The sequence below is a fragment of the Streptomyces sp. BV286 genome, assembly GCF_019090165.1.
In the GTDB taxonomy this organism is placed as follows: domain Bacteria; phylum Actinomycetota; class Actinomycetes; order Streptomycetales; family Streptomycetaceae; genus Streptomyces.
In genome coordinates, this window is record NZ_JAHRIB010000141.1 from 354,080 (window position 1) to 376,761 (window position 22,682).

Annotated in this window: 20 protein-coding genes; 8 read left to right on the forward strand and 12 right to left on the reverse strand. The window is 69.5% G+C overall.

The window, feature by feature from the left end; genetic code table 11:
* Positions 1 to 60: 60 nt before the first annotated feature.
* The 4 genes from KUF83_RS21330 to KUF83_RS21345 all read right to left on the reverse strand — a co-directional run bounded on the left by KUF83_RS21330 (position 61) and on the right by KUF83_RS21345 (position 3,367).
* Positions 61 to 780, reverse strand: coding sequence for a DinB family protein (locus KUF83_RS21330; RefSeq protein WP_217456339.1), 720 nt, complete (start codon positions 778 to 780; stop codon positions 61 to 63).
* A 201-nt stretch (positions 781 to 981) separates the two neighbouring features.
* Positions 982 to 1,740: a class I SAM-dependent methyltransferase gene (locus tag KUF83_RS21335; protein ID WP_217456340.1), complete on the reverse strand. Its 759-nt coding sequence runs from the start codon at positions 1,738 to 1,740 to the stop codon at positions 982 to 984.
* Positions 1,741 to 1,848: 108 nt separating this feature from the next.
* The gene (locus KUF83_RS21340; RefSeq protein WP_217456341.1) at positions 1,849 to 2,757 is read right to left on the reverse strand and encodes a GlxA family transcriptional regulator; all 909 of its coding nucleotides are present in this window, start codon (positions 2,755 to 2,757) and stop codon (positions 1,849 to 1,851) included.
* A 10-nt stretch (positions 2,758 to 2,767) separates the two neighbouring features.
* A complete protein-coding gene (locus KUF83_RS21345) occupies positions 2,768 to 3,367 on the reverse strand; it encodes an isochorismatase family protein (protein ID WP_217456342.1) in 600 nt (199 codons plus the stop codon).
* Positions 3,368 to 3,554: 187 nt separating this feature from the next.
* Here KUF83_RS21345 and KUF83_RS21350 point away from each other — a divergent pair, with 187 nt between their 5' ends.
* On the forward strand, positions 3,555 to 3,992 hold the full coding sequence (locus tag KUF83_RS21350) for an NUDIX domain-containing protein (protein WP_217456343.1): 438 nt from the start codon (positions 3,555 to 3,557) through the stop codon (positions 3,990 to 3,992).
* 211 nt (positions 3,993 to 4,203) lie between these two features.
* Here the strand turns inward: KUF83_RS21350 and KUF83_RS21355 are convergent, their stop codons facing one another.
* A complete protein-coding gene (locus tag KUF83_RS21355) occupies positions 4,204 to 6,804 on the reverse strand; it encodes a cellulosome protein (RefSeq protein WP_254644120.1) in 2,601 nt (866 codons plus the stop codon).
* A 789-nt stretch (positions 6,805 to 7,593) separates the two neighbouring features.
* Here KUF83_RS21355 and KUF83_RS21360 point away from each other — a divergent pair.
* The 7 genes from KUF83_RS21360 (at position 7,594) to KUF83_RS21390 (ending at position 15,616) form a co-directional block, all read left to right on the forward strand.
* Entirely contained in the window at positions 7,594 to 8,649 is a 1,056-nt protein-coding gene (locus KUF83_RS21360) for a LacI family DNA-binding transcriptional regulator (RefSeq protein WP_217456344.1), read from the forward strand.
* A 174-nt stretch (positions 8,650 to 8,823) separates the two neighbouring features.
* Complete coding sequence (locus KUF83_RS21365) at positions 8,824 to 10,071, forward strand: extracellular solute-binding protein (protein WP_217456345.1); 1,248 nt, start codon at positions 8,824 to 8,826, stop codon at positions 10,069 to 10,071.
* A gap of 19 nt (positions 10,072 to 10,090) precedes the next feature.
* Positions 10,091 to 11,074 (forward strand): carbohydrate ABC transporter permease, encoded by a 984-nt coding sequence (locus tag KUF83_RS21370; protein WP_217456346.1) that lies wholly within the window; start codon positions 10,091 to 10,093, stop codon positions 11,072 to 11,074.
* Positions 11,071 to 11,916 carry a carbohydrate ABC transporter permease gene (locus tag KUF83_RS21375; RefSeq protein WP_217456347.1) on the forward strand — a complete coding sequence of 282 codons (846 nt, stop codon included), beginning with the start codon at positions 11,071 to 11,073 and terminating at the stop codon, positions 11,914 to 11,916. Before KUF83_RS21370 ends, KUF83_RS21375 begins: the two co-directional genes overlap by 4 nt.
* A gap of 108 nt (positions 11,917 to 12,024) precedes the next feature.
* Positions 12,025 to 13,833, forward strand: coding sequence for an amylo-alpha-1,6-glucosidase (locus KUF83_RS21380; protein WP_217456348.1), 1,809 nt, complete (start codon positions 12,025 to 12,027; stop codon positions 13,831 to 13,833).
* Positions 13,834 to 14,006: 173 nt separating this feature from the next.
* Positions 14,007 to 14,990, forward strand: a complete 984-nt coding sequence (locus KUF83_RS21385) for a LysR family transcriptional regulator (protein WP_217456349.1) — start codon at positions 14,007 to 14,009, stop codon at positions 14,988 to 14,990.
* 83 nt (positions 14,991 to 15,073) lie between these two features.
* On the forward strand, positions 15,074 to 15,616 hold the full coding sequence (locus KUF83_RS21390; RefSeq protein ID WP_217456350.1) for a DapH/DapD/GlmU-related protein: 543 nt from the start codon (positions 15,074 to 15,076) through the stop codon (positions 15,614 to 15,616).
* 121 nt (positions 15,617 to 15,737) lie between these two features.
* On the opposite strand, the gene KUF83_RS21395 is transcribed toward KUF83_RS21390, so the two are convergent.
* The 7 genes from KUF83_RS21395 to KUF83_RS21425 all read right to left on the reverse strand — a co-directional run bounded on the left by KUF83_RS21395 (position 15,738) and on the right by KUF83_RS21425 (position 22,614).
* Positions 15,738 to 16,940 carry an acyl-CoA dehydrogenase family protein gene (locus KUF83_RS21395; protein WP_217456351.1) on the reverse strand — a complete coding sequence of 401 codons (1,203 nt, stop codon included), beginning with the start codon at positions 16,938 to 16,940 and terminating at the stop codon, positions 15,738 to 15,740.
* A 1-nt stretch (position 16,941) separates the two neighbouring features.
* Positions 16,942 to 17,928 carry a 3-hydroxyacyl-CoA dehydrogenase NAD-binding domain-containing protein gene (locus KUF83_RS21400; protein WP_217456352.1) on the reverse strand — a complete coding sequence of 329 codons (987 nt, stop codon included), beginning with the start codon at positions 17,926 to 17,928 and terminating at the stop codon, positions 16,942 to 16,944.
* Complete coding sequence (locus KUF83_RS21405) at positions 17,925 to 18,671, reverse strand: acetoacetate decarboxylase (protein ID WP_217456353.1); 747 nt, start codon at positions 18,669 to 18,671, stop codon at positions 17,925 to 17,927. Before KUF83_RS21405 ends, KUF83_RS21400 begins: the two co-directional genes overlap by 4 nt.
* Before the next feature lies 1 nt (position 18,672).
* Positions 18,673 to 19,440 carry a crotonase/enoyl-CoA hydratase family protein gene (locus tag KUF83_RS21410; RefSeq protein WP_217456354.1) on the reverse strand — a complete coding sequence of 256 codons (768 nt, stop codon included), beginning with the start codon at positions 19,438 to 19,440 and terminating at the stop codon, positions 18,673 to 18,675.
* A 97-nt stretch (positions 19,441 to 19,537) separates the two neighbouring features.
* A complete protein-coding gene (locus tag KUF83_RS21415; RefSeq protein WP_217456355.1) occupies positions 19,538 to 20,707 on the reverse strand; it encodes a CaiB/BaiF CoA-transferase family protein in 1,170 nt (389 codons plus the stop codon).
* A gap of 153 nt (positions 20,708 to 20,860) precedes the next feature.
* Complete coding sequence (locus KUF83_RS21420) at positions 20,861 to 21,763, reverse strand: LysR family transcriptional regulator (RefSeq protein ID WP_254644190.1); 903 nt, start codon at positions 21,761 to 21,763, stop codon at positions 20,861 to 20,863.
* 101 nt (positions 21,764 to 21,864) lie between these two features.
* Entirely contained in the window at positions 21,865 to 22,614 is a 750-nt protein-coding gene (locus tag KUF83_RS21425) for a maleylpyruvate isomerase family mycothiol-dependent enzyme (protein ID WP_217456357.1), read from the reverse strand.
* Positions 22,615 to 22,682: the final 68 nt, after the last annotated feature.

A 22,682-nucleotide genomic window follows, 5' to 3' on the forward strand; every position in this document is an offset into this window, starting at 1 on the left:
CCGGTCCGGCAGACGGCCCCCGAGAGCTGAACGAGGGCCGCCGCGGTGGTGTGCCTCGGTCTACCCGGACGTCGTGAAGCGGGCCTGCCACAGGTCGCGGAGCAACGCGATCTCGGCCATGTGGTGGATGAATTCGAGGTTGTCCCCCGACAGCACGCTGATGAAGGGTTCCTCGGAGTGGGAGCCGTACGGATAGCGGGAGAAGCCGACCGTGTCGAGCTGCTCGTCGGTGACGGTGTCGAGTCGGGCGCGCCAGCGGTCGATCTCCTCCCAGAACCGCTCGACCGCCAGCGCGGCGGAGGGGGTGAAGTCGACCAGCAGCTTCGGATCCTGCCGGCGCTCGCCGAAGGTCCACTCCCAGGCGCCGGCGAACTCGAAGTGCAGGTGAGCCAGCCGCCAGGCGATGGTCGTGACCGGCGTCCTGTCGGGCCCCGGCGCACCGGTGTGGGCGAGGATCTCCTCGACCCGCTCGGCACTCACGCTCCAGTCCTCGGCGATCTTGGTGACGCTCATCCCTCCGGCGGCCTGCCGGGCGACCTCCGCGTACTCGTTCGCCGGGATGTCCGGGGCGCCCAGGTCGAGCACCCACTCGCCCGGCCCGAAGGCCCTGGGTGTCGCTGCCTCGTTCCGGCGCCGGAGCGACCAGCAGTCGGGCACGGGCTCCCACAAAAACTCTTCGTCGCTGAGCCCCGTCAGGCGCACCTCGGCCATCTCCCTGGCACGGTCGAACTGGTCGAGAAGCAAACCCAGACGGTCGGTCCGCACGCCCTCGATCTCCATGCCCGGCTCCCTCGTGATCGTGTCTCGTACCTCGTCGTGCACAGGCGGAAGCTAGTGGCTCGGCTCACGGGGCGCCACCGAATTCCTCCCGCACACGCGGCGTGGCAGCACGCGTGCGTGCTCGTCCTTCTCGGCAAAGCCGCGCTTCAGCCGCGCTGGAACCGGCGGCATGCTTCCTCGTCGGCCCGGTCATTGGCCCGGTCATTCCTGGGCGTTGGCCGATCGAACGACGGTCAGACCGCACCGGTACGGCTCGTCGAGCTCCCCGTCGGGGAAGAGACGCGCCAGCACGGCACGGTTCGCGCCGAGGAGCTCGGCCCGCTCTTCGGGGTCCATGACCACGAAATGCGAATGCGTGCCGAGGTTGCCGATGTGCTCCTCCACCGTGATCCGGCGCGACCACGTGATCTCGCGGGTGGTCACCCGCACCGGAAACGAGGTGAACAGCTCGGCCACGGTCGTCGGGTAGCCGCGGGTGAAGGGCGCAAGGCGGTCGTCCTCCGCCTTGACCCAGTCGACGCGGGAGTCGGCCTGGTTCCACCACAGGGCCAGTACGCCGTGAGGGCGCAGCACACGCAGTGCCTCGGGAACGGAGCGGGCCGGGTCGGTCCAGTGCCAGGCCTGGGCGTACGTGATGACGTCGAAGCTGCCGGAGGCGAAGGGCAGTTGGTTTCCCTCGCCCCGCATCAGCGGGACGGCCGGCTCGGCCCGGCGCAGCTGGGATGCCATACCGGCGCCCGGCTCCAGGGCGACGACGTGGGCGCCCCGCTCGCGCAGCAGCCGGGTGGCGATTCCGGTGCCGGCCCCGCAGTCCAGCACGTCGGCCCCGGACAGCGCCCGGCCGGCGAGTTCCTCGAGAGCGTCGAAAAGAGCCGGCGGATAGCCCGGGCGGACGGCGGCGTACTGCGTGGCGACAGCGTCGAAGGACAGGGCGCGGGCGAGGTCTGCCTGGGATGCCATGCCTGCGATCCTCCCCGGCGGAACGCGGAGTTGCCAAGGGTGTGCCTTCTCGGGCGGTTGGGGCGGTGGCCCTGGGACTGCTGGCCCGGGACTGCGGTCCTGGCCCGGTCAGGCCGTGCGGGCGCGGAGACGGCGCAGCATGCGCGGGTCCTCGAAGCCCACCGAGCGGGCGGCGGCGTCGATCGTCGTGCCGTGGCTGATGAGGTGCTGGGCGCGTTCCAGGCGGAGGGCCTGCTGGTAGCGCAGGGGGGTGAGTCCGGTGGCGCGGGTGAAGAGGCGGGTGAGGGTGCGTTCACTCACCCCGGCGGCCGACGCCAGAGCGGCGAGGCGGAGCGGCTGGTCGAAGCGGGCGTCGATGAGGTCCTGCGTGTGGTGCACGGTGTCGTCCAGGTGGGAGCGGTGCCGGAGCATCGCGCTGGACTGCGGTTCGTGGCCGTTGCGGCGGGCGTAGACAACCATCTCCCGGGCCACCTGGGCGGCCACGGCAGGGCCGTGCCGGGACGCGACCAGATGCAGGGCCAGGTCGATGCCGCTGGCGATCCCGGCCGAGGTGATCACTCGGTCGTCGGAGGTGAACAGGACGTCACGGACGACGACCGCCCGTGGGTGGTGTGCGGCCAGCTCGTCCTGCACGTCGTGGTGCGTGGTGCAGCGCCGGCCGTCGAGGAGCCCGGCGCGGCCGAGCGCCTCGGCTCCGGCGCAGACGCTGGCCACCGTGCCGCCCCGGGCGTGGTGGTCCCGCAGAACCCGCAGGGACGCGGCGCCGATGGCAGGGCTGTCGGGCTGCGTGCCCGTGCGCCAGCCGGGCACCATGATCAGGTCGTCCGGCCCGAGTTCGGGCCAGTCGAGCCCGGCCACGAGTGGCAGGCCCTGCGCGGTGGGGATCTGTGGCCGCTCGGCCACGTAGGTGAGGGTGTAGGGGTGCCCGAAGTCGGCGGCCGTGGAGAAGACCTGGGCGGGGCCGGCCAGGTCCAGCAGATGGACTCCGGGCACCAGGAAGAAGACGATGTGGCTCACGATTCGGTCATCATGCCCGAAGTGCTGCCGCGGCCTCCAGTTCGTCGACGGTCGCGATGGTGGCGAAGCGTCCGGCGAGGGCGTACTCGGTGCGCCTGATGACCTCTTCGGCGGACAGGGTGCGCGGATCGGCCAGCAGGTCGGCGACGCTCTGCTCGGCGGGGGCGTCGCGGTGCGGGATGGGGTTGGTCGCGGTGGCGTCGGTGACGAAGGTGACCTGGTAGCCGAGGTCGCCGGCGACGCGGGTGGTGGTCTCCACGCACTGCTCGGTGCGGATGCCGCAGACGGTGAGCTCGCGGACTCCGCGCTCGGTGAGCACCTGCTGCAGGTTGGTGGTGGTGAAGGCGTTGTGCGAGGTCTTGTGGATCAGCGGCTCCCCGTCCGCTCGTTCCAGCTCCTCCATGAGCCGGACATGACCGAGGGCCGGGTCGAAGACATTCCCGGAGCCCGGCTCGGAGTGCAGTACCCACACCACCAGGTCCCCGGCCCGCCGGGAGATCTGGACCAGCCGGTTCACCTGCTCGGAGATCTTCGGGTCGGAGATCGTCGCCCACAGGGGACGGGCGCGGAAGGACTCCTGGACATCGATGACGATCAGTGCTCGGGTCATGCCCCAAGCCTGTGCCGTCCGGTCGGTGCGGGGACAGGCCGCATCGGGTCCGGCAGCGGACCGATCCGGTCACTCGGGGCCGTGCACATGAGGCCCTGCCCGCCTCGTGCCGACCGATTGCGGTGTCGAGTGAAGGAGGCCCATGAAGGGCAGGCCCCGCCAGGGCGGGCGCACTACTGTCGCGAACATGAAGGTCCGTCACAAGGCGCGCGCGATACTTTTCGACGGCAGCCGACTGGTGTTCCTGCGCCGGGGATGGCCCGGCTGCCTCCCGTACTGCACTGCCGTCGGCGGGAGCGTCGAGTCCGAGGACGCCGATCTCGAAGCGGCCCTGCGCCGCGAGGTCATGGAGGAGATCGGCGCCACGATCGGCCCGGTCACCGAGGTCTTCACCTTGACCGAACCGGGCGGGACGACCACCGTCGTCCAGCACTACTTCCTCGCCGACGTGCTGGATATGGACCTGGGCCGCCGCCACGGCCCCGAAATCGACGATCCAGACACCGGAGTTCACGAACCGGTCCGGGTCGCGCCGGACATCCCGGCCGTCTCGGCACTCAACCTCCAGCCGGCCGAGTTCGCCCGATTCGTGCTCGACCATGTCACGGCATGGGACGCCCGGTGACCGACGCCGATTTCAGGTACCAGTAACGGCACTTGGGCACCGGAGGGGGCGGTACGGCCTCCGGACCGACAGGTCACGGCTGCCCCGGCCGAACGCGTGTGCTCGGACCGATCGGGCGGCTCGGCCCGCCGCCGGCATGCGGAGTGCGGCCGGCCCGGGCGCCGAGACCTGTCGGGGTTCGACGCCCGGGCGTTCGTGCGGGGCAGGGCCGCTACTTCTCCGTCAGCGGTGTGACGGTGACCTGGTCGATCACCGGCGCGTACGGGGAGCGCTGGTCGTACTGGTTGTGGGTGTCGCCGTCGAAGTCCGGCAACTCGTCGGCTGTGAAGGTGAGTCGGTTCGCGCCCTTCTTGAGCGTGACGGGGACGGTCAGGTCCCGGAAGCTGTTGAAGTGGAAGGTGGTCGGGAACAGGATCCGGCGCGCCGGTTCCCCGTTCACGGCAAGGTCGGCATGGCGTGCGATCGGGTCGGGGTTGTAGTGGGTGGCGGGTGCCTGTTCGGCGTTGGAGTAGCGGATGGTCACCGCGTGCCGTCCGGCCCGCCCGGCGACGACATCGAGGGTGAGGGCGTTGGCCTTTCCCTTGCCGATGTCGGTGACCGACCTGCCGCCCGTGGCGAAGGTGTACGCCCCGGTGGCCTTGGCGGCGCCGCTCAGCGTGCCGGCCTCCGCCTGGTACACCTTGGGCACCAGGTTGCCGCTGGACGGCGCGACCCGCAGCCGGTCGAGGACCAGTTGACCCGAGGCACCGGTGACGGTGACCTTGTTGACGCCCGCGGACAGGAACATCCGCACGACGTCCGTGCCCTTCCTGGCGGCTCCCACCTTGGGGATGTCGAGCTTCTCGCCGTTGAGGGACACCTTCGCCCGGCCACCGCCGAGGTGGTCGAGGGACACGGCGGCCTCACCGTCGGCGGGGGAGTGGACCCAGAAGGTCGCGGAGGCACCCTTGGGCAGGGGGGCCGCACCCGGTCCCGAGACCTCGGGATAGCTGTAGCGGGGCCGGGTTCCGGCGAGGGTGGCGTACTCGGCCTCGTAGATCGCGGGCCGTGTCACGTTCTCGTCGCGCAGTGACAGGTCGATCTTGTCGATGATGGCGTCGCCCTTGGTGACGCCGAGGTCGGGGTCCTGTGCGGCCAGCGTGATCTTGTGCTTGCCGGCGGTCAGCCTGACCGAGGTGTCGGTGTGGCCCCAGACCACCCACTTGTAGCCGAGCGGCAGCCGCAACTCCTGCGGAGAGCCGCCGTCGACGCGCAGGAAGACGTTGGTCGGCCCCTGCTCCTTGACGAGGTCGTACAGGTTGTAGGAGTTGGCGAAGACGCTCAGGTCGTACGTGCCGTCCCGCGGGACGTCCACGTCGAAGGAGAGCACGCCGTCGGAGCCGGTGCGCAGCCCGCCGACGTTGTAGTTGCCGGACGTCGCGAACTTCCCGACGTCGGAGGGTGTGCCTTCGGGTCCGTTCCTGGAGTAGCCCCTGCCGGTGTAGGTGGCGTTCTCCGCCTCGTAGGTCCTGCGCCAGCCGACGGAGGGCTCGGCGGGTTCGCCGCCGTTTCCGCCGGGGGAGAGGATGACCTGGTAGGCGGACATCTCGTTCATGCCGGTCATGGGGAGGGTGACGGTGCCGTCGGCGCCGACCCGGACCTCCTGGTCGGCGAGTCGCAGAGGCTGCGCCGAGTCGCCGACCTGCCCGGTCCACGGGATCTCCTGGACGGTGGCGTGGACCGTCCTCCCGAACAGCTTCGTGTCGACGTTGTCGAAGACGATGTCGGCGTCACCGGTCTTGCCGCCGAAGATGGCCCGGGACTGCTTCTTCTCCTCGTCGAGTGTGGCCACCCCCTGGAGGGTGTACTGCTGGTTGGGGTGCGGGGCGGTCACCCGCACGGTGTGGCCGGTCATCTGGCCGTAGGCGTTGAACAGCCACCACTGGCCGTTGCCCTTGTTGGCGTCGACGGCCGAGTCGTTGAGGTTGCCGTCGATGTTCCAGTAGGCCAGATCCGCGTCGATCTTGGAGTCCTCGATGGCGGAGACCCACTGCACCACCTGACCGGGGACGGAGAGGTGGTAGTTGTGCCCGTACTCGTTGACGTTGATGGGCAGCGGACCGATGCCGGTCTCGCGCTCCCACTGCCGGTATCTGGCGACGCTCGTGCGGACCGCGGCGGGGCTGGACAGTTCGTGCCAGGTCATCACGTCCGGGACGACGTCGTTGGCCTTGGCGTACTGCAGGAAGCCCTTGACCTGGTCGTAGAGGACGGAGGTGTTCGGGCCTGCGATCCGCGCGTCCGGGTCCAGGCTTTTGATGAGGCGGTAGGTCTCCTTCCAGGCGGCGAAGAAGTCCTTGGGGTCCGAGAGCCAGGAGGTCTTGTCGTAACTCCAGTTGCCGGTGCCGAACATGTTCCCTTCGGGTTCGTTGAAGGGGACGTAGACGACGTGGTCCTTGTAGTCGCCCATGGTCAGGACCTGCCGGACCTGCTTCTTGATCTTCTCCTGGAAGTCGGCGAGCCTCGCGGGACCGTCGGCACCCGGCCACTCGTACGGGAAGCCCCGGTAGATGTCCGTCATGTAGATGTAGACGTCCTTGCCGCCGGAGTCCACGAACGGAGGCAGGATCTCCAGCGCGTCCGCGCCGGGGTGCTGCGGGCCGTCCTGCGCCTTGGTGGACACCGTGCGCAGGTGCATGCCCTCGATGAGGTTGCGGCTCGGTGCCCCGTCGCCGTAGACCCCGTACAGCGAGCCGCTGGCCCCGCCGTGGAAGGCGCCGGTGTCGGTGCCGAGATCGATGACGAGCCGTTCCTGTTCCGCTGCCTGTGCCATGCCGGCGGACGGTACGGCAAGCATGGTGGTGAGGACGGCCGCCACCGCGGCGCCGGCTCCGGTCGTTCTTCTTCTGTGTCGCACTGAGGTCTCCGTGGATTCCGTGCTTCTCGGACACTGGATCTGATGCGCCTCGTACGTTCGGGGCCGGTGCGTTCAGCGATCCGGCGCCGTCCTGTCGGGGAGCGGTTGTCGGGGAGCGGTTGACGAGGGTCGAACCGGTTCGACTCCGCGCGGCGCGACCGGGGTCGCGTCAGTTCGGTGACGCTCGGGCTCGCGGGCTGTGGGCTGCCGGTCGGCCTCGGCGAGGCCGACCGCGTGCGGGTGCGGCAGGCGTTCGGCAGCACCCTCCGGCCGGAGGGCGCACAGGAGTCGGGGCGCTCGGCAGCGCTTCGAGGCAGGTGTGACGCCTCGAAGGATGTGGCGAGTACCCGATACTTCGTCGAACCGGTTCGGGGAAGCTAGCACCGAGGAAACCTGTCAGCAATACCCTCGCCATGGATCTCCCGGGCCGTACGGAGTCGGTCGCCGGGCGGGAGGTGGGGCGTTCCCGCATATCCGGTGCGAGGGCAGACCTGCCCGTGAGCAGGGACGTGGCCGAGCGTGCAGGGTGTTACGTGTCTGTATGTCGAGGTTCTCGGCCGTTGCGAGAAGTTCGGCGCGAGGCGTTGACACCCGCCGTGGTTGCTCCTACCTTCACTTCACGCGAACCGGTTCGACGATCGGTACCAGTCCGGTCTTGTCACTGCGAAGTATCGAACCGGTTCGACCCTTCCGGCGAGGAGCCTCGTGAACATCGGTGAGATTGCCAGGCGGGCCGGTGTCTCGCGGAGCACCGTGTCCTACGCGCTGAGCGGTAAGCGCCCCGTGTCCGAGGACACCCGCCAGAAGATCCAACAGGTCATCGACGAGCTGGGCTACCAGCCCAACGCCAGTGCGCGGGCCCTCGCCAACGGCCGGACCAACACCATCGGTCTGGTCTTCCCGCCGGCCGGGAACCACTACACCGGCATGCAGCTGGACTTCATCGGCAGCGTCACGGAAGCCGCCGCGGCCTACGACTACGACGTGCTGCTCTCGCCGAGCGGCGCGGACAGCGACCGCTCGTTCCAGCGGCTGCTGGGCGAGCGCAGGGTCGACGGCGCGATCCTGATGGAGATCCGCCTGGAGGACGACCGGCTCGATCACCTCGCCGCGGTGGACTTCCCCTCCGTCGCCATCGGCCGCACCGCCAACCCGCAGGGCAGCTGGTGGGTGGGCCTGGACCACACGGCACTCGCGGCGGCCTGCGTGCACCACCTCGCGGACCTGGGCCACCGCAGGATCGCCTTCGTCAACCGGCCCGAGCAGCTCCTGCGGGCCGGGTACGAGTCCGCGCACCGAGGGCTCGAAGGCTTCACCAAGGCCGCCGCGGAACGCGGGCTGACCGTCCGGACGTACTGCTGCGGGGACGACGCCGCCTCCGGTCTCGCCTGTCTGGAGCGGATTCTGCACGACGACCCCGCCACCACCGCCCTGGTCACCTTGAACGAGGCCGCGCTCGGCGGCCTCTACCGAGGGCTGGCCGCGGCCGGGCGCCATGTGCCACGCGACTTCTCCGTCACCGGCGTCGTGGCGAGCCGGTGGGCCGAGACGGTGACCCCGCAGCTCACCGCGGCCGACGTGCCGGCGGAACAGATGGGCCGCCTCGCCGTCGAGTTGCTCGTCGAGCGGCTCGACCACCCCGGCACCCCGGCTCGGCACCACCTGCTCGCGCCGCCGATCTCGTTGCGGGCGAGCACCGCGCCCGCCGGTACCAGGCCGGCCGACCCGGCCCCCGACTTCGGTCCCTCCACCACTTCCTGACCGCCACCCCCGCGCACTCCGCTTCACCCTCCCGTTCCCGTCCACGCCCCACGTCGGCGGCCCGTGCGGCCGACCGTCCGGTCCGGCGGGCCCAGCCGCCACAACGACCCCTCCCAGGGCACACGCGTGCCGATCCCGGGGCACCCCTGTGCCGAAAACCAAGAGGAACACGCCATGAACAGATCTGCCGGCCGGCGTCTCACCGCCGCAGCCCTCACCGTCGTAGCCGTCACCACCGGCGCCACCGCCTGTTCCCCGGGCGGCGGGAGCGGCAGCTCCGCGAAGGCCGCGGACAGCGGCACGTACACCGTCTGGGACCCGTATCCGCAGTTCGACAAGAGCTCGGAATGGGCCGGGCTGCTCGACGACTGCGGCACCAAGGCCGGCGTGAAGGTGAAGCGGACGGCCTTCGACACCAGTGACCTGACCAACAAGGCACTGCTGGCGGCGCAGCAGGACAACTCCGCGGACGTCCTCGTCGTCGACAACCCGGTCGTGTCGACCCTCGCCGAGGCAGGCGTGCTGACCACCACCGACGACAACAAGCTGGACACCTCGCAGGTGGACCCCAACCTCCTCGCCGCGGGACAGACGGACGGAAAGACGTACGGCACACCGATCGGTGCGAACACCCTGGCCCTCTACTACAACAAGGCGGTGCTGAAGAAGGCCGGCGTGGACATAGCCTCCGTCACGGACTGGAAGACACTGACCGCGGCTCTGGCGAAGGTCGACGAGGCGGGCAAGAAGGGCATCACCTTCTCCGCGACCGGGACCGAGGAGGGCAGCTTCCAGTTCCTTCCGTGGTTCTGGGGCGCGGGGGCCCAACTGACCGAACTGGACTCGGCCGAGGCCGTCTCGGCGCTCTCACTGTGGAACGACTGGCTGAAGAAGGGCTACGCCCCCAACTCGGTCATCAACAACACCCAGACCACCAGCTGGCAGGAGTTCGCGAGCGGCGACTACGCGTTCGCCGAGAACGGCACCTGGCAGCTCGCGGGCGCCGAGAAGGCCGGCTTCGACTACGGAGTCATCCCTGTCCCGGGTGCCAAGGGCGGCAACGCCGCGGCCCCGACGGGCGGTGAGTTCGTCACCGTCCCGGTGCAGGGCGAGACGGGCCGCTACGCCACCTCGCAGAAGCTCGTGTCCTGCCTGACGAGCGCGCAGAATCTGCTCGCCACCGACACCACCCTGTCCTACGTCGCCCCCACCGCCGCGGTCCAGGACAAGCAGGTGGCCGCCGACGCCAAGCTGAAGCCCTGGGTCGACGCGGTCAAGGCGGCCAAGGGGCGCACCAGTGACGACCTCGGCACCAAGTACCCCAAGATCTCCGAGCAGTTGTGGAAGGCGGTCCAGACGGCCCTCAGCGGGTCGGCGTCACCCAAGGACGCGCTCGGGTCCGCACAGTCCGCCGTCAAGTAGCCGAATCCCCGACCCGCCGATGAAGCACACGACACAGCTGCCGGACCGACCGCCCGTGCACGAACGCGCCGGGGCGGCGGCCACCGCCGCGGCCCCGGCACACACCACGACCCGGCGCCGCCCCGCCTCCCGGCAATGGGCCGCCTGGGGATTCCTCACCCCCGTGGTCCTCTACCTCACCCTCTTCTACGCCTATCCGCTCTACCGCAACATCGATCTGAGCCTGCGCGACTACACGGTCCGTTCCTTCGTCCAGGGCGACGCACCCTTCACGGGCCTGCAGAACTACCTGACCGTCTTCGACGACCCCACCTTCGGCCCCGCGCTCGTGCACACCGTGGTGTTCACCACCGTGTCGCTGGTCCTCCAGTACGCCATCGGCCTGGCCCTCGCCGTCTTCTTCACCCAGCACTTCCGTCTCTCCGCGACCCTGCGGGCTCTGTTCCTGGTGCCCTGGCTGCTGCCGCTCATCGTGTCGGCCTCGACCTGGTCGTGGATGCTCAACAGCGACTCGGGGATCGTCAACGCCGCCCTGCACGCCGTCGGTATCGGCCCGGTGAACTGGCTGACCTCACCGGACTGGTCACTGACCTCGGTGATCCTCGCCAACGTCTGGATCGGCGTGCCGTTCAACCTGGTGGTCCTCTACAGCGGCCTGCAGTCGATCCCGGCCGGCCTGTACGAGGCAGCCGCCCTCGACGGGGCGAACGCCTGGCAGCGGTTCTGGCGCATCACCTTCCCGCTGCTCCGCCCCGTCTCGGCCATCACACTGCTGCTGGGCCTCGTCTACACACTCAAGGTGTTCGACATCATCTGGATCATGACCAAGGGCGGCCCGGCGGACTCGTCCACCACCTTCGCCACCTGGTCCTACCAACTCGGCTTCGGCAACCTGCTTCCCGCCTTCGGCCCCGGGGCGGCTGTCGGGAACCTGCTCGTCGTCGCCGCTCTGGTCTTCGGCCTGATCTACATGCGGGTCCAACGAAAGCAGGGGCTGTCATGACAGGGGTTGCCGCGACCCGACGCGACCGACGCAGCCGTACCTGGTGGAAGACAGCCATCGGCCTCCTGCTGACCGCGATCATGCTCTTCCCGGTCTACTGGATGCTGAACGTGTCCTTCACCCGCGACCAGGACATGCGCAAGAGCCCGCCGGACCTGTTCCCCGCCCACGCCACCCTGGAGGGCTACCGGGCCGTCGTCGACCAGCAGTTGCCCCACCTCGGCACCAGCCTCGTCATCGGCCTGGGCACCGTCGTGCTGACCGTGGCTCTGGCGGCCCCCGCCGGATACGCGCTGGCCAAGCTGCGCCCGCGAGGCGGTGGCCTGCTCGGCTTCGTCCTGCTGGCCGCCCAGATGATTCCCGGCATCATCATGGCGATGGGCTTCTACGCCATCTATCTGAGCCTCGGCCTGCTCCAGTCCGTGCCCGGCCTCATCGTCGCCGACTCCACCCTGGCCGTCCCCTTCGCCGTACTCATCTTCACCGCCTTCATGTCCGGCATCCCCGGTGAACTGCTCCAGGCGGCCAGGACGGACGGAGCGGGCCCCGTACGGACCTTCTGGTCCATCGTCCTGCCGATGAGCCGCAACGCCGTCGTCACGGTGTCACTGTTCGCGTTCCTGTGGTCCTGGTCCGACTTCGTCTTCGCCAGCACCCTCGCGAGCGGCGGCGCCCACCAGCCGATCACCCTCGGCATCTACCAGTACATCGGCAACAACAACCAGGAGTGGAACGCCATCATGGCCACCGCCGTCGTGGCCTCGCTGCCGGCCGCGGTCATCCTTGTCCTCGCCCAGCGCTACGTCGCCGCCGGTGTCACCGCCGGAGCCGTCAAGGACTGACACGGTGGCGAACACCCCACCAGCCCCTGCCCGCCAGGACCGCCGCGCGAGCGCGTCACCCCACCACGGCAGCCGGCCACCTCCGCTCAAGAAACGAGTAACGCCTCCATGACCGCCGCCCCGCCCGGCCCGGCCTTCTCCGTCCACGACATCCCGTTCAGTGCGCACGGATCCTGGTTCGGTATCTCTCCCGTGCTCGCGGAGAAGGTGCGCGCCGAGGACCTTCACCTCGTCTCGCACCAGAACGGCATGCACGCCGTCCTGCGTTTCGTCCCGCTGGAGCCGACCACGGGTGACCGGGCGCCGACCGACGTCCGGGCCACACCGAGCCGGCTCACCTGGACCGGCACGGGCGGGCACATCGAACTCGCCTACGAGGCGCCGGACACCGTCCGCCTGCGCGGTGAAGGACTGGGCCTGCGTGTCACCGCGGCCGCGCACGCCCTGACCCCTTTCAGCGGGACCTACTTCTACCGCGACCCGGTGGACGGCGCCCACATGTTCACCTCCTACGAGACCGGACGCCGGTACCGCCTCACCGCGCTGGCCGGCACGGTGACCGACGTGTCCGGCGGCCAGGCCCTGGGCGCCGCCGACCGGGGTCTCACCGTTGCGGGCGAGGCGGACGGGGCATGGGAGATCGCCGTCGAGGAACTCGACAGCGCGCGACACCCCTACAGCTCGTCGTCGACGTTCGGGCAGGTGGCGGAGGCCGCGCAGCGCTCGTTCACCCAGTTCGTCGACGCGGTGGCCCCGTGGCGCACGTCGGCCACTCCGGCAGCCGAACTCGCCGCCTACGTGGTGTGGTCCGCGACCGTGCGGCCTGCGGGCCTGGTCACCCGTCCCGCGGTGCTGATGTCCAAGCACTGGATGGACAAGGTCTGGAGCTGGGACCACTGCTTCAACGCCCTCGCCCTGGCCCCCGGATCGCCGGATCTCGCCTGGGACCAGTACTCACTGCCCTTCGACCACCAGGACGACAGTGGCGCCCTCCCCGATTCGGTCACCCACTCCGAAGTCCTCTACAACTTCGTCAAACCCCCTGTCCACGGCTGGGCTCTGGGCCATCTGCGCCAACGGCTCCCCGAACCCCTCGGCAGGGCCCAACTGGCCGTGGCGTACGACAGACTGGCCCGCTGGACGGACTTCTGGCTCACGGCCCGCCGCGCCCCCCGAGCCGCCCTGCCCCACTACCAGCACGGCAACGACAGCGGCTGGGACAACGCCACCTCCTTCGACCCCGAACGGGTCGTCGTCACCGCAGACCTGTCCGCGTTCCTCATCCTCCAACTGCGCGAACTCGCCGGCCTGGCCGCCGAACTGGACCGGCCGGACGACGCCCGCCGCTGGACGCGTACGGCTGACGCGACCCAGGCCGCGATGGTCGACCAGCTCTGGAACGGCGAAAGCTTCGTCGCACGCGGTGTCCACAGTGGTGACACCTGGACCACCGCCGGCCTCCTCGACCTGATGCCCATCGTGCTGGGCGAGCACCTGCCCGAAAGCATCAGCGGCGTGCTGGCCACCCGCATCGAGGCCCACCTGACCGTGCACGGACTGGCCACCGAACTGCCCGGCTCGCCCCACTACCGTGCCGACGGATACTGGCGCGGCCCGATCTGGGCCCCCGCGACCGTCCTGATCGAGGACGGCCTGCGCCGCGCCGGTCACCCGCACCTGGCGGACGAGATCAGTACCCGATTCCGTGCCCTGTGCGAGACCTACGGCTTCGCGGAGAACTTCGACGCCCTGACCGGGACGGGCCTGCGCGACCGCGCCTACACCTGGACCGCAAGCTGCTACCTCCTGCTCGCCGAAGCCCACGAACTCCGCCGCGGCGAGCCTGTCGAGGCTGCCCGGACCCCCGCGGACGACGCGACAGCCGTGCACGACGGCGTCGGGGTGCCCCGCGGGTAGTGCCTGCGGTACCTCGGCGTGCGCAGCGCAGGGATCCGCGTCAACGACCATGCGCTGCACGGTGACGGCACTCTGTAGGACACAGCGCTCGTGGTTGCCCGATCGCCTCACCGATCGGACAACCGGCCCCGGACGAGCCACAACCATCGGTTGTGCAGGCCTAAGGTGAACCAGTGGACACCAAGGCACTGCGATCGTTCGTCCGGGCGGCCGAACTGGGCCGACTGCGGCACGTGGCCGACGAACTGGGCGTGACGCAACAGGCCGTATCCAAGCGGATCGCCGCCCTGGAGCGTGAGCTGGAAGTCCGTCTGTTCACGCGTACGGCCCGAGGGGTGGAGCTGACGCTCGACGGTCAGGCGTTCCTCCCTCACGCGCGGAGCATCGTCGCCGGCGTCGAGCGTGCCGTCACCGCGGTCAGGCCGGGCTCCCGGGCCCTTCGGATCGACGTTCTCGGCCTGCGCAGCGCCCAGGCCGTCGTTCTGCACGACTACTGGCGGTCCCACCCCGAAACGCACCTCGACGTGGTGACCCTCAGGGTCGACGACCCGCGCAGAGCGGCCGCGGCCGTCCAAGCAGGCGACATCGACGCCTCGTTCCGTACCGTCACCGACCCGGAAAGCCTGCCGCCGGACCTGCACATGATGCACGCGTTCGACTCGCCGCTGGAACTTCTCGTCGGCCCGAGGCATCCGCTCGCCTCCGCGGGGACACTGACGCCGGCCCACTTGCGCAAGCACCGGATATGGGTACCGGGCATCGCGCCCCACAGTGAATGGGCGGAGTTCTACGACCAGCTCACCACCGCGTTCGACCTGCGCATCGACGCGGCGGGCCCGCACTTCGGCGACGACGTACTCCTCGACACCCTCGCGGACTCCTCGGATGTGGCCACCCTCGTCGGGGCACGCGACCGGTACATCTGGCCGACGAGCCACGACCTGCGCCGCATTCCCCTCGTGAATCCGACCCTCGCGTACCCGCTCTCCCTCATCGTCCCAAGAGCGAATCCGCATCCAGGGCTCCGTGGAATCGTCACCCACCTCACCGGCCTGCCGAGGCTCCCGGAATCGGCCTGGCGTCCCTCCTGGGCGCCGCCACCACCACGCGGCAGCGACGTCCCCGACGCCCTCAGGTCCCGCGCCCGGCAGAAGTGACCCGGAGGCCGCTGCTCACAGCGGCCTCCATCAGGGCCCAGTGCGTCTCGTCCAGTCACCGTCACATCAGAAGGGGCCGTGGAATGTCCAACGACCGTCTCATGCGTATCCGAAGCGCCGAGTTCCAGGCCATGGCCGAGAGGGTCCTGCAGGTCACCGCGCTCACCTCCCGACTGAACGTCCTGCCCTTCGAGGACGAAGAGGGCAAGGCCGAACTGTTCGAGCAGATCCTCGGCAAGGCGCTGCCGCCGAGAGTCACGATCTATCCGCCCTTCTTCACGGACCATGGCCTGAACCTCGACCTCGCCGAGCGCGTCTTCATCAACCAGAACTGCACGTTCCTGGACTACGCAGGCATCCGTGTCGGCGAGCGCGTGATGATCGGACCGAAGGTCACGTTCATCACCGGTGGTCACCCGGTTGATCCCGAGGAGCGGCGGTTGTACCTCACCGGCGCACCCATCGACGTGGCGGAGAACGTGTGGATCGGTGCCGGTGCCACGATCCTGCCCGGCGTCAGCATCGGCCGTGACGCCGTGGTCGCCGCCGGCGCGGTCGTGGCCGACGACGTTCCGCCGGCAAGCCTGGTGACCGGCAGCAAGGCGACCGTGCACCGGACGTGGTGACAGCCGAAGTCGGGCGACTCCACAGCCCGTACCACGGCGGTCGGACCGGAGGGGGCCGTACCTCGCATCATCGCGAGGGACGGCCCCCTCCGGTCCGTTCCGGCGGAGCCAGGGCCCGCGGTCACACGAAGGCGCTCTGCCCCGTGATCGACTTGCCCACGATCAGGGTGTTCATCTCACGCGTGCCCTCGAAGGAGTAGATCGCCTCGGCGTCGGCGAAGAAGCGTGCGATGTCGTAGTCCAGGACGATGCCGTTGCCACCGAAGATCTCCCGGCTCCAGGCGACGACCTCGCGCATCCGGGAGGTGACGAACGCCTTGGCCAGTGACGAGTGTTCGTCGCGGAAGACCCCGGCGTCCTGCAGCCGGGCGAGCTGGATCAGCATGCCCCACGAGGCGGTGATGTTGCCCAGGCTCTTCACCAGCAGGTCCTGCACCATCTGGAACCGGGCGATCGGGCGGCCGAACTGCTCGCGCTCCTTGGCGTAGTCCAGGGCGAGTTCGTAGGCGCCGACCATCACACCCAACGCCTGCCAGGCGACCCCGCCGCGGGTGGCGCGCAGGATCTCCGCGACGTCGCGGAAGGAGTTGATGTTCTGCAGACGGTTCACCTCCGGCACCCGTACGTCGGTCAGGGTGATCTCGGCGTTCTCCACGATCCGGAAGGCGATCTTGCCCTCGATCTTCTCCGCGTGGAATCCGGGGGTGCCCTTCTCGACGACGAACCCCTTGACGTGGTTGTCGTCGACGTCCCGCGCCCACACCACGACGTAGTCGGCGAAGGTCGCGTTGCCGATCCACTTCTTGGCGCCGTTGAGGACCCAGGTGTCGCCGTCGCGCTCGGCCGTGGTGCGCATGCCGCCCGCGACGTCGGACCCGCCGAGCGGCTCGGTCATGGCGAACGCGCCGATCTTGTCCATCGCGGCCATCCGGGGCAGCCAGCGGTCGCGCTGTTCCTGGCTGCCGCCGGAGTGGATGGAGTACATCGCGAGCCCGTTGTGGACGCCGAAGAACGTGGCCACCGAGGCGTCGGTGCGGGTCATTTCCATGGCCAGCATGCCGCTGAGCAGGTTGCTGACGGCGGGGCGGTGTTCGCCGTAACCCTCGTAGGGCAGTCCGGCCAGCCCGCTCCCACGGAAGATGCCGATGAGCTCGGTCGGGAACCGGCCCTTGCCCCAGTTCTCGTTGACCAGTGGCTTGACCTCGTTCCGCATGAGGGCGCGGGCGCCGAGAAGTATCTTGCGCTCCTCGTCCGGCAGCAGCGACTCGTAGTCGTAGAAGTCCGCGACCAGCTGGTCGTCGAGCGGTTCCGTGGTGGTGGTCATCTCAGTTCTCCTCCTTGGCGGTGTTGGCGGTCCTGGCCGTCCTGTCGGCGCTGTCCAGCGCGGACAGGACAGCGAGTTGCCTGCGGTCGCGCGTCTCGGTGAGTTCCGAGTACGTGGAGGAGCCGTAGGCCCTTTCCACGGCTTCGATGAGCCGTTCCTGTTCCTCTTCGTTCTGCGACGGGGTGCCGAGCTCGGCCCACATCTGTTTCATCGACCCGCCGATGTGCTCGGCCATGTGCCGGTAGCCGCCGGGGCCTCCGCCCAGGTGCGAGCCGAGGAACGGCCCGACCGTCGACCAGCGGATGCCCAGCGAGTTGGTCATGACCCGGTCGAGGTCCTCCGGGGTCACCACACCCTGTTCGACGAGGTGGACGGCCTCGCGGCTGAGCGCGTTCTGCAGGCGGTTGCCGACGAACCCGGGGATCTCCTTCCGCTCGACGACCGGGGTGCGGCCGACGAAGGTGTAGAAGTCCACCGCGGCCCGGACGGCGTCCTCACTGGTGCGTTCGCCGGGGACGACCTCCACCAGTGGGATCAGATGCGGCGGGTTGAACGGGTGTCCGATGAGGATCCGGCCGGCGTCGTCGAGTTCCGTGGTGAAGGCGGTCGACGGGATCGCCGACGACGAACTCAGCAGCAGTGCGTGCGCCGGCGCCTCGCGGACCAGGGTGGCGAAGAGGTCCTTCTTGAACTCGACGCGCTCCGGGCCGTTCTCCTGGACGACGTCGGCGTCCCGGACCGCTTCGGTCACGTCGGACGCGATGTGGACCCGGTCGGCGAGGCCCTCGACGTCCAGGCCCTGGGCGGCGAGGTGCGCGGCGAAGCCGGCCAGGGCCTCGGCGACGGCCTCGGCGAGGTCCGGCCGGGGGTCGCTCACCCGGACGGTCAGCCCGTGCCCGGCGAACAGTGCCGTCCACGACAGTCCGATGGTGCCGGCTCCGATCACCGCGGCCGTGCGGAACTCGCGCGTCGTCAACTCCTGTGTCATGACGCCCTTCCTTCCAGGTAGTCGTGGACCGGCTCGACTCCGCCGAGCGTCAGGTCGGTGAGGATGTGGCTCGCGGAGACGATCTCCAGGACCGGCAGGTCCGCCAGCGGGGCGAGTACGTGCTGGAACAGCTGGAGCCTCGCGGGGCCGGTGTAGGCCCACTTGACCGTGAGGTCGGTGATCTCGGTGCGGACGAGTTCCTGCACCCGAGGCGAACCGTCGTAACCCGGGATCGTCTTGAGCATGAACGTCGGCACGGTGATCTGTGCCTCGGCCTCGCGCCGGTCGAGCTCGTGGTGCTTGTATCCCATGGTCGCGGTGGCGACCCGCAGCGTGCCGTAGTCCAGTGAGCCCACGAGCACGCCGTGGTCGACGTGGAGTTGCGGTGCGCCGATCGTCTTCGGGTACGCGCTGACCTCGCGGCCCGACGCGGTCGCCGGGAAGTTGTCGAGGTACATGGCGTGCAGGTACTCGCCCTGTTCGCCGTCGAGGGTGACCTGGATCGCCTGGCCGGACTCGGTGTACGGCCCGTATCCGCTGACGTCGCCCATCCTCATGACCTCGAACCGGACCAGCGGTTCGTCGATGGTCAGGGGCTCGGGGACGACGGCGCGCAGTGCGTCGGCGTCGGTGCGGTACACGATGTTGAGGTATTCGCGGTCGGTGAACCTCGGGACCACCGGCGCGAAGGCGGGGCTGGTCAGCGGAGTGGTCATGCGACGCCGGACTTCTTCGATCCTCATGTCACTTGCCCGTCCACCGCGGGGCGCGGCGCTCGGCGAAGGCGGTCATGCCCTCGCGGACATCGGCCGAAGCCGTCAGAGCGGCCATCTCCCCGCGCTGTACGGCGAACGCGTCGGCCTCGGGCACTCCGTCGGCGGCGCGCACGATCCTCTTCACGGCGGCCAGCGCGAGCGGGGCGTTCAGCGCGAGCTGTTCGGCGAGTCGCAGCGCCACGGCGGTGGCGTCGCCCGTGCCGGTGACCCGGTTGACCAGGCCCAGTTCGCCGGCCCGGCGGCCGTCGACCGGTTCGCCGGTGAGCAGGAACTCCATGGCCAGGTGGTACGGGATCCGCTGGGGCAGGCGGATGGCTCCGCCGCCCGCGGCGATCAGGCCGCGCTTGACCTCGGGCAGCCCGAACCTGGCATCCTCGGCGGCGACGATCAGGTCGCAGCCCAGTGCCAGTTCGAACCCGCCGCCCATGGCCCAGCCCTCGACGGCGGCGATCAGCGGCTTCGTCGACTCGGCCTCGGTCAGGCCGCCGAACCCGCGGCCTTCGATCTCGGGCGACTCGCCCCGCAGGGCTGCCTTGAGATCCATGCCGGCGCTGAACGTGCCCTCGGCGCCGGTCAGGACGCCCACGCGGAGCGCGGGGTCGGCTTCCAGGCGGTCCAGCGCGGTGGCCAGTCCGGTGGCGACCGCGGCGTTCACGGCGTTGCGCGCCTGCGGACGGTCGATCGTGATCAGCAAAGTCGAACCGAGCTGTTCGGTGCGTACTTCGGTGGTACTCATGCCGTTCTTCTTTCTGACTGCTGAAAGCTGACTGCACTGCTGGCAGTGGTCTCGTGCCTCTGCCGTTCGCTGCTTGCCCGTCGCGGTGAGGAGCAGGTCAGCGGGTGGCGAGCTCGGCGAGAACGTCGACGGTGTCCTGGCCCGGGACCGGGGCCAGGCGGCGGATCGAGCCGGGCGTCGCGGAGAACCGCACAGGGATGCCGACGGTGCGGATCGCACCCTCGGTCGGGTGGTCGACGGTGTCGAGCAGGTGTCCGTCGCGGACGTACGCGTCCTCGTGGGCGTGGTCCAGCTCCAGGACCGGTGCCATCGGGATGCTGTGCTTGGTGCAGACCTCGGTCCACTCCGCGGTGGTCAGCGCCGGGGCACACTCGTCGATCAGCCCGGCCAGCGCCTCGTGGTCGGCGCTGTCGATGGCCTCGCCGTTGACGCGCGGGTCCGCGGCCAGATCGGGGCGACCGGCGGCGGCGAAGAAGTCACGGAAGTTGTGCGGGTTGTAGGGGATCACGCACGCGAGACCGTCCTTGGTACGCACCGCCCGGTGGCCCTTCGTCATCGACAGCGGGAAGCCGGTTGAGCCCTGCGCGGGCTCGTACACATGCCCGGACAGGTGCTCGACCAGGTTGAAGGCGATGAGCGTGTCCGTCATCGGGATCTCGATCTGCTGGCCCTGTCCGGTCCGGCTCCGGTGCACCAGCGCTGCGAGGACGCTGTAGGCGATGGTCAGCGACGAGACCTTGTCGCCGAGGATGGTCGGCAGGTAGACCGGCTCGCCCAGCGCGCGGTTGGCGATGTCGACCAGGCCGGAGGCAGCCTGCACGGTCTCGTCGTAGGCGGCGTTGCCGACGCGGTCGGAGTCGCTGCGGAAACCCTGGGCGTGGGCGTAGACCAGGCCCGGGTTGCGCTGGGCGACGTCTTCGTAGGCCAGTCCCAGGCGGCTGAGCGCGTCGGGGCGCATGTTGGTGATCAGCACCTGCGCGGTGTCGATCAGGTCGAGGGCCTGGGCGCGCTCGGTCGCGTCCTTGAGGTTGAGCGTGACGCTGCGCTTGTTGCGGTTGACGTTGAGGTTCAGCGGGGTCATGCCGGGGGTGGTGCGGTACTGGCCCACACGGACGGTGTCGGCCGGCGACTCGATCTTGATGACGTCGGCGCCCAGGTCCCCGAGGATCTGGGCCGCGTACGGGCCCATGACGACGGTCGAGAGGTCGATCACGCGTACACCGTCCAGAGGGCCGGTGGCGGTGGTGGTGTTGCTGGTGTCCGTCATTGTTCGTCCTTTCGCACCTTGCTTCGCTGCTCTGCGATCGAAGTTAGTTGCGAAGGGAGAAAAACGGAATGATCTTGTTGCGAACATTGGTATGTCCGCAGCGGTCATACCAATATGGGAAGAACTTTCGGGGTAATTCCGTCCCCGTCCCGGTCAAATGCTGAGGGGTTCGGAGAAGACCTCACGGGCGGCGTCGACGAGCTCTTCGAGGTCGCCTCCGTGGGCGCGGTCACGGTGCCAGAGCAGGGCGGTGTCCAGGCGGGGGTGGAAATCCGTGATGGGCAGAACGGTCACGTTCTCCATCCGGTAGCCCTGCATGGGGCTCCTGGCGTCGAGCATCGAAAGGGAGAATGCCAATCCGCAGGAGATTATTTCGGCGGCTCCACCAAAACCCGTGTGAGCGAGTTTGATGCGTTTCTTGATTCCGAGCTCGGACAACTGACGGTCGAGCTGGTCGAAGTACGCCGGAGTGATTTCTGCCGGAGAGGCGACGTAGGGGAGGTCGGTCAGCTCGGCCAGAGCGATGGAGTCCCGCCCGGCGAACCGGTCGGCGGGCACGACCGCGCCGAGCCGCTCCGACATCACGGCCAGTTGCTCCAGAGCCGGGTCGGCCACCGGGAGCCGGGCCAGCGTCAGCGCGAGCCTGCCCTCGCGCACAGCGGTGACGAGGTCGGCGGTGGCGCCGGGCCAGCGTTTGACCTCGAACCGCTCCCGGACGAGCCCGGCGAGGGTGTTGATCCGTTCGCGCAGTTCCGGATGCACGCCGGCGGGGACGCCGAGGAACACGGTGCTGCGCTGCGGCCGAGTCGCCTCGCTCAGCCGCCACGGGATGGAGTTGACCTGCTCCAGTACGTCCCGGGCGATCGGCAGCAACGCGGCGCCGGCCGGGGTGAGCATGACGTGGTGGGTGCTGCGGTCGAACAACCGCTGCCCGATCTCGTTCTCCAGGTCCTTGATCCGCTGGCTCAACGGGGGAGTCGACATGTGCAGTCTGCGCGCTGCGGCGGTGAAGTTCAGTTCCTCGGCGACGGCGACGAAGTAGCGCAGGTGCAGCATTTCCACAGGGGCAGCCTACCCTCCGGGCACGGTGCGTGATCTTGCGCGCGGGGCCGCGGATCAGAGCGCGGTCCCCGCGCAGCAGGTCTCGGACCGGTGGGTCAGTCCAGGTCGGGCCAGCTCAGAAGCCTCTCCAGGGTGGCGCGGTCACCCTCGCTCCGTAGCTGGTCCAGGGGGAGGCGGCCGTGCAGGACGAGCAGCAGGTCGCTCGCCGGTCCATGGAGGTGGGCGGTTGCCCCGTCCGGGTCGTCGACCACGGTCGAGCCCGACTGCGTCAGGTCGATCAGCCATGACGCACCCTCGGTGGTGTGCAGGCCGATCCGGGCCGGCTCATGTGGCCAAGGGCTGGCCGTTCCGTGGCTGACGCCGATGAACTCGGCTATCCCGTCGAGTGCGACGACCGCGGGGACGGGCTCGGGAGTTCCGGTGGCCAGCTGGGCGTCGAAGGCATGGACGGCAGCCTCCTGGACCTGATGGCGCGCCACGGCGCCGGTCGTCATCGGGACGCCGGAGCCGTCCCACCACGTCCAGCAGCCCGCCGCGGGATCGACGGATCGCAGGGCGGCGATCAGCTCCTGCGTGGCTGAGGCCGAGCGCGCCAGCAGGTCGGACGGCGCTGCGTCATCTGCCGGTGCCACGGTCGGGGGCTTCTCGCTGGGGCCGGCGACGACCGCCGCCGCCCAGAACCGCTGCACCTCGGTCAGGTGCTCGACGAGTTCGCGCAGCGACCAGTCGGGGCAGCTGGGGACACGGACGTCCGGGTCGGGGAATGCGGCGACGCTGCCGCGCAGCGCGGCGGAACGGTCCTCGACAAGGTTCAGAAGCTCTTCGTAGGCAGGTGTCTGCGGCATCCCCGTTTCCTACCACCCGGCACTGACAACGGCCCTTGGTCCAGGAGGACGTCGACGGGACTGGAATC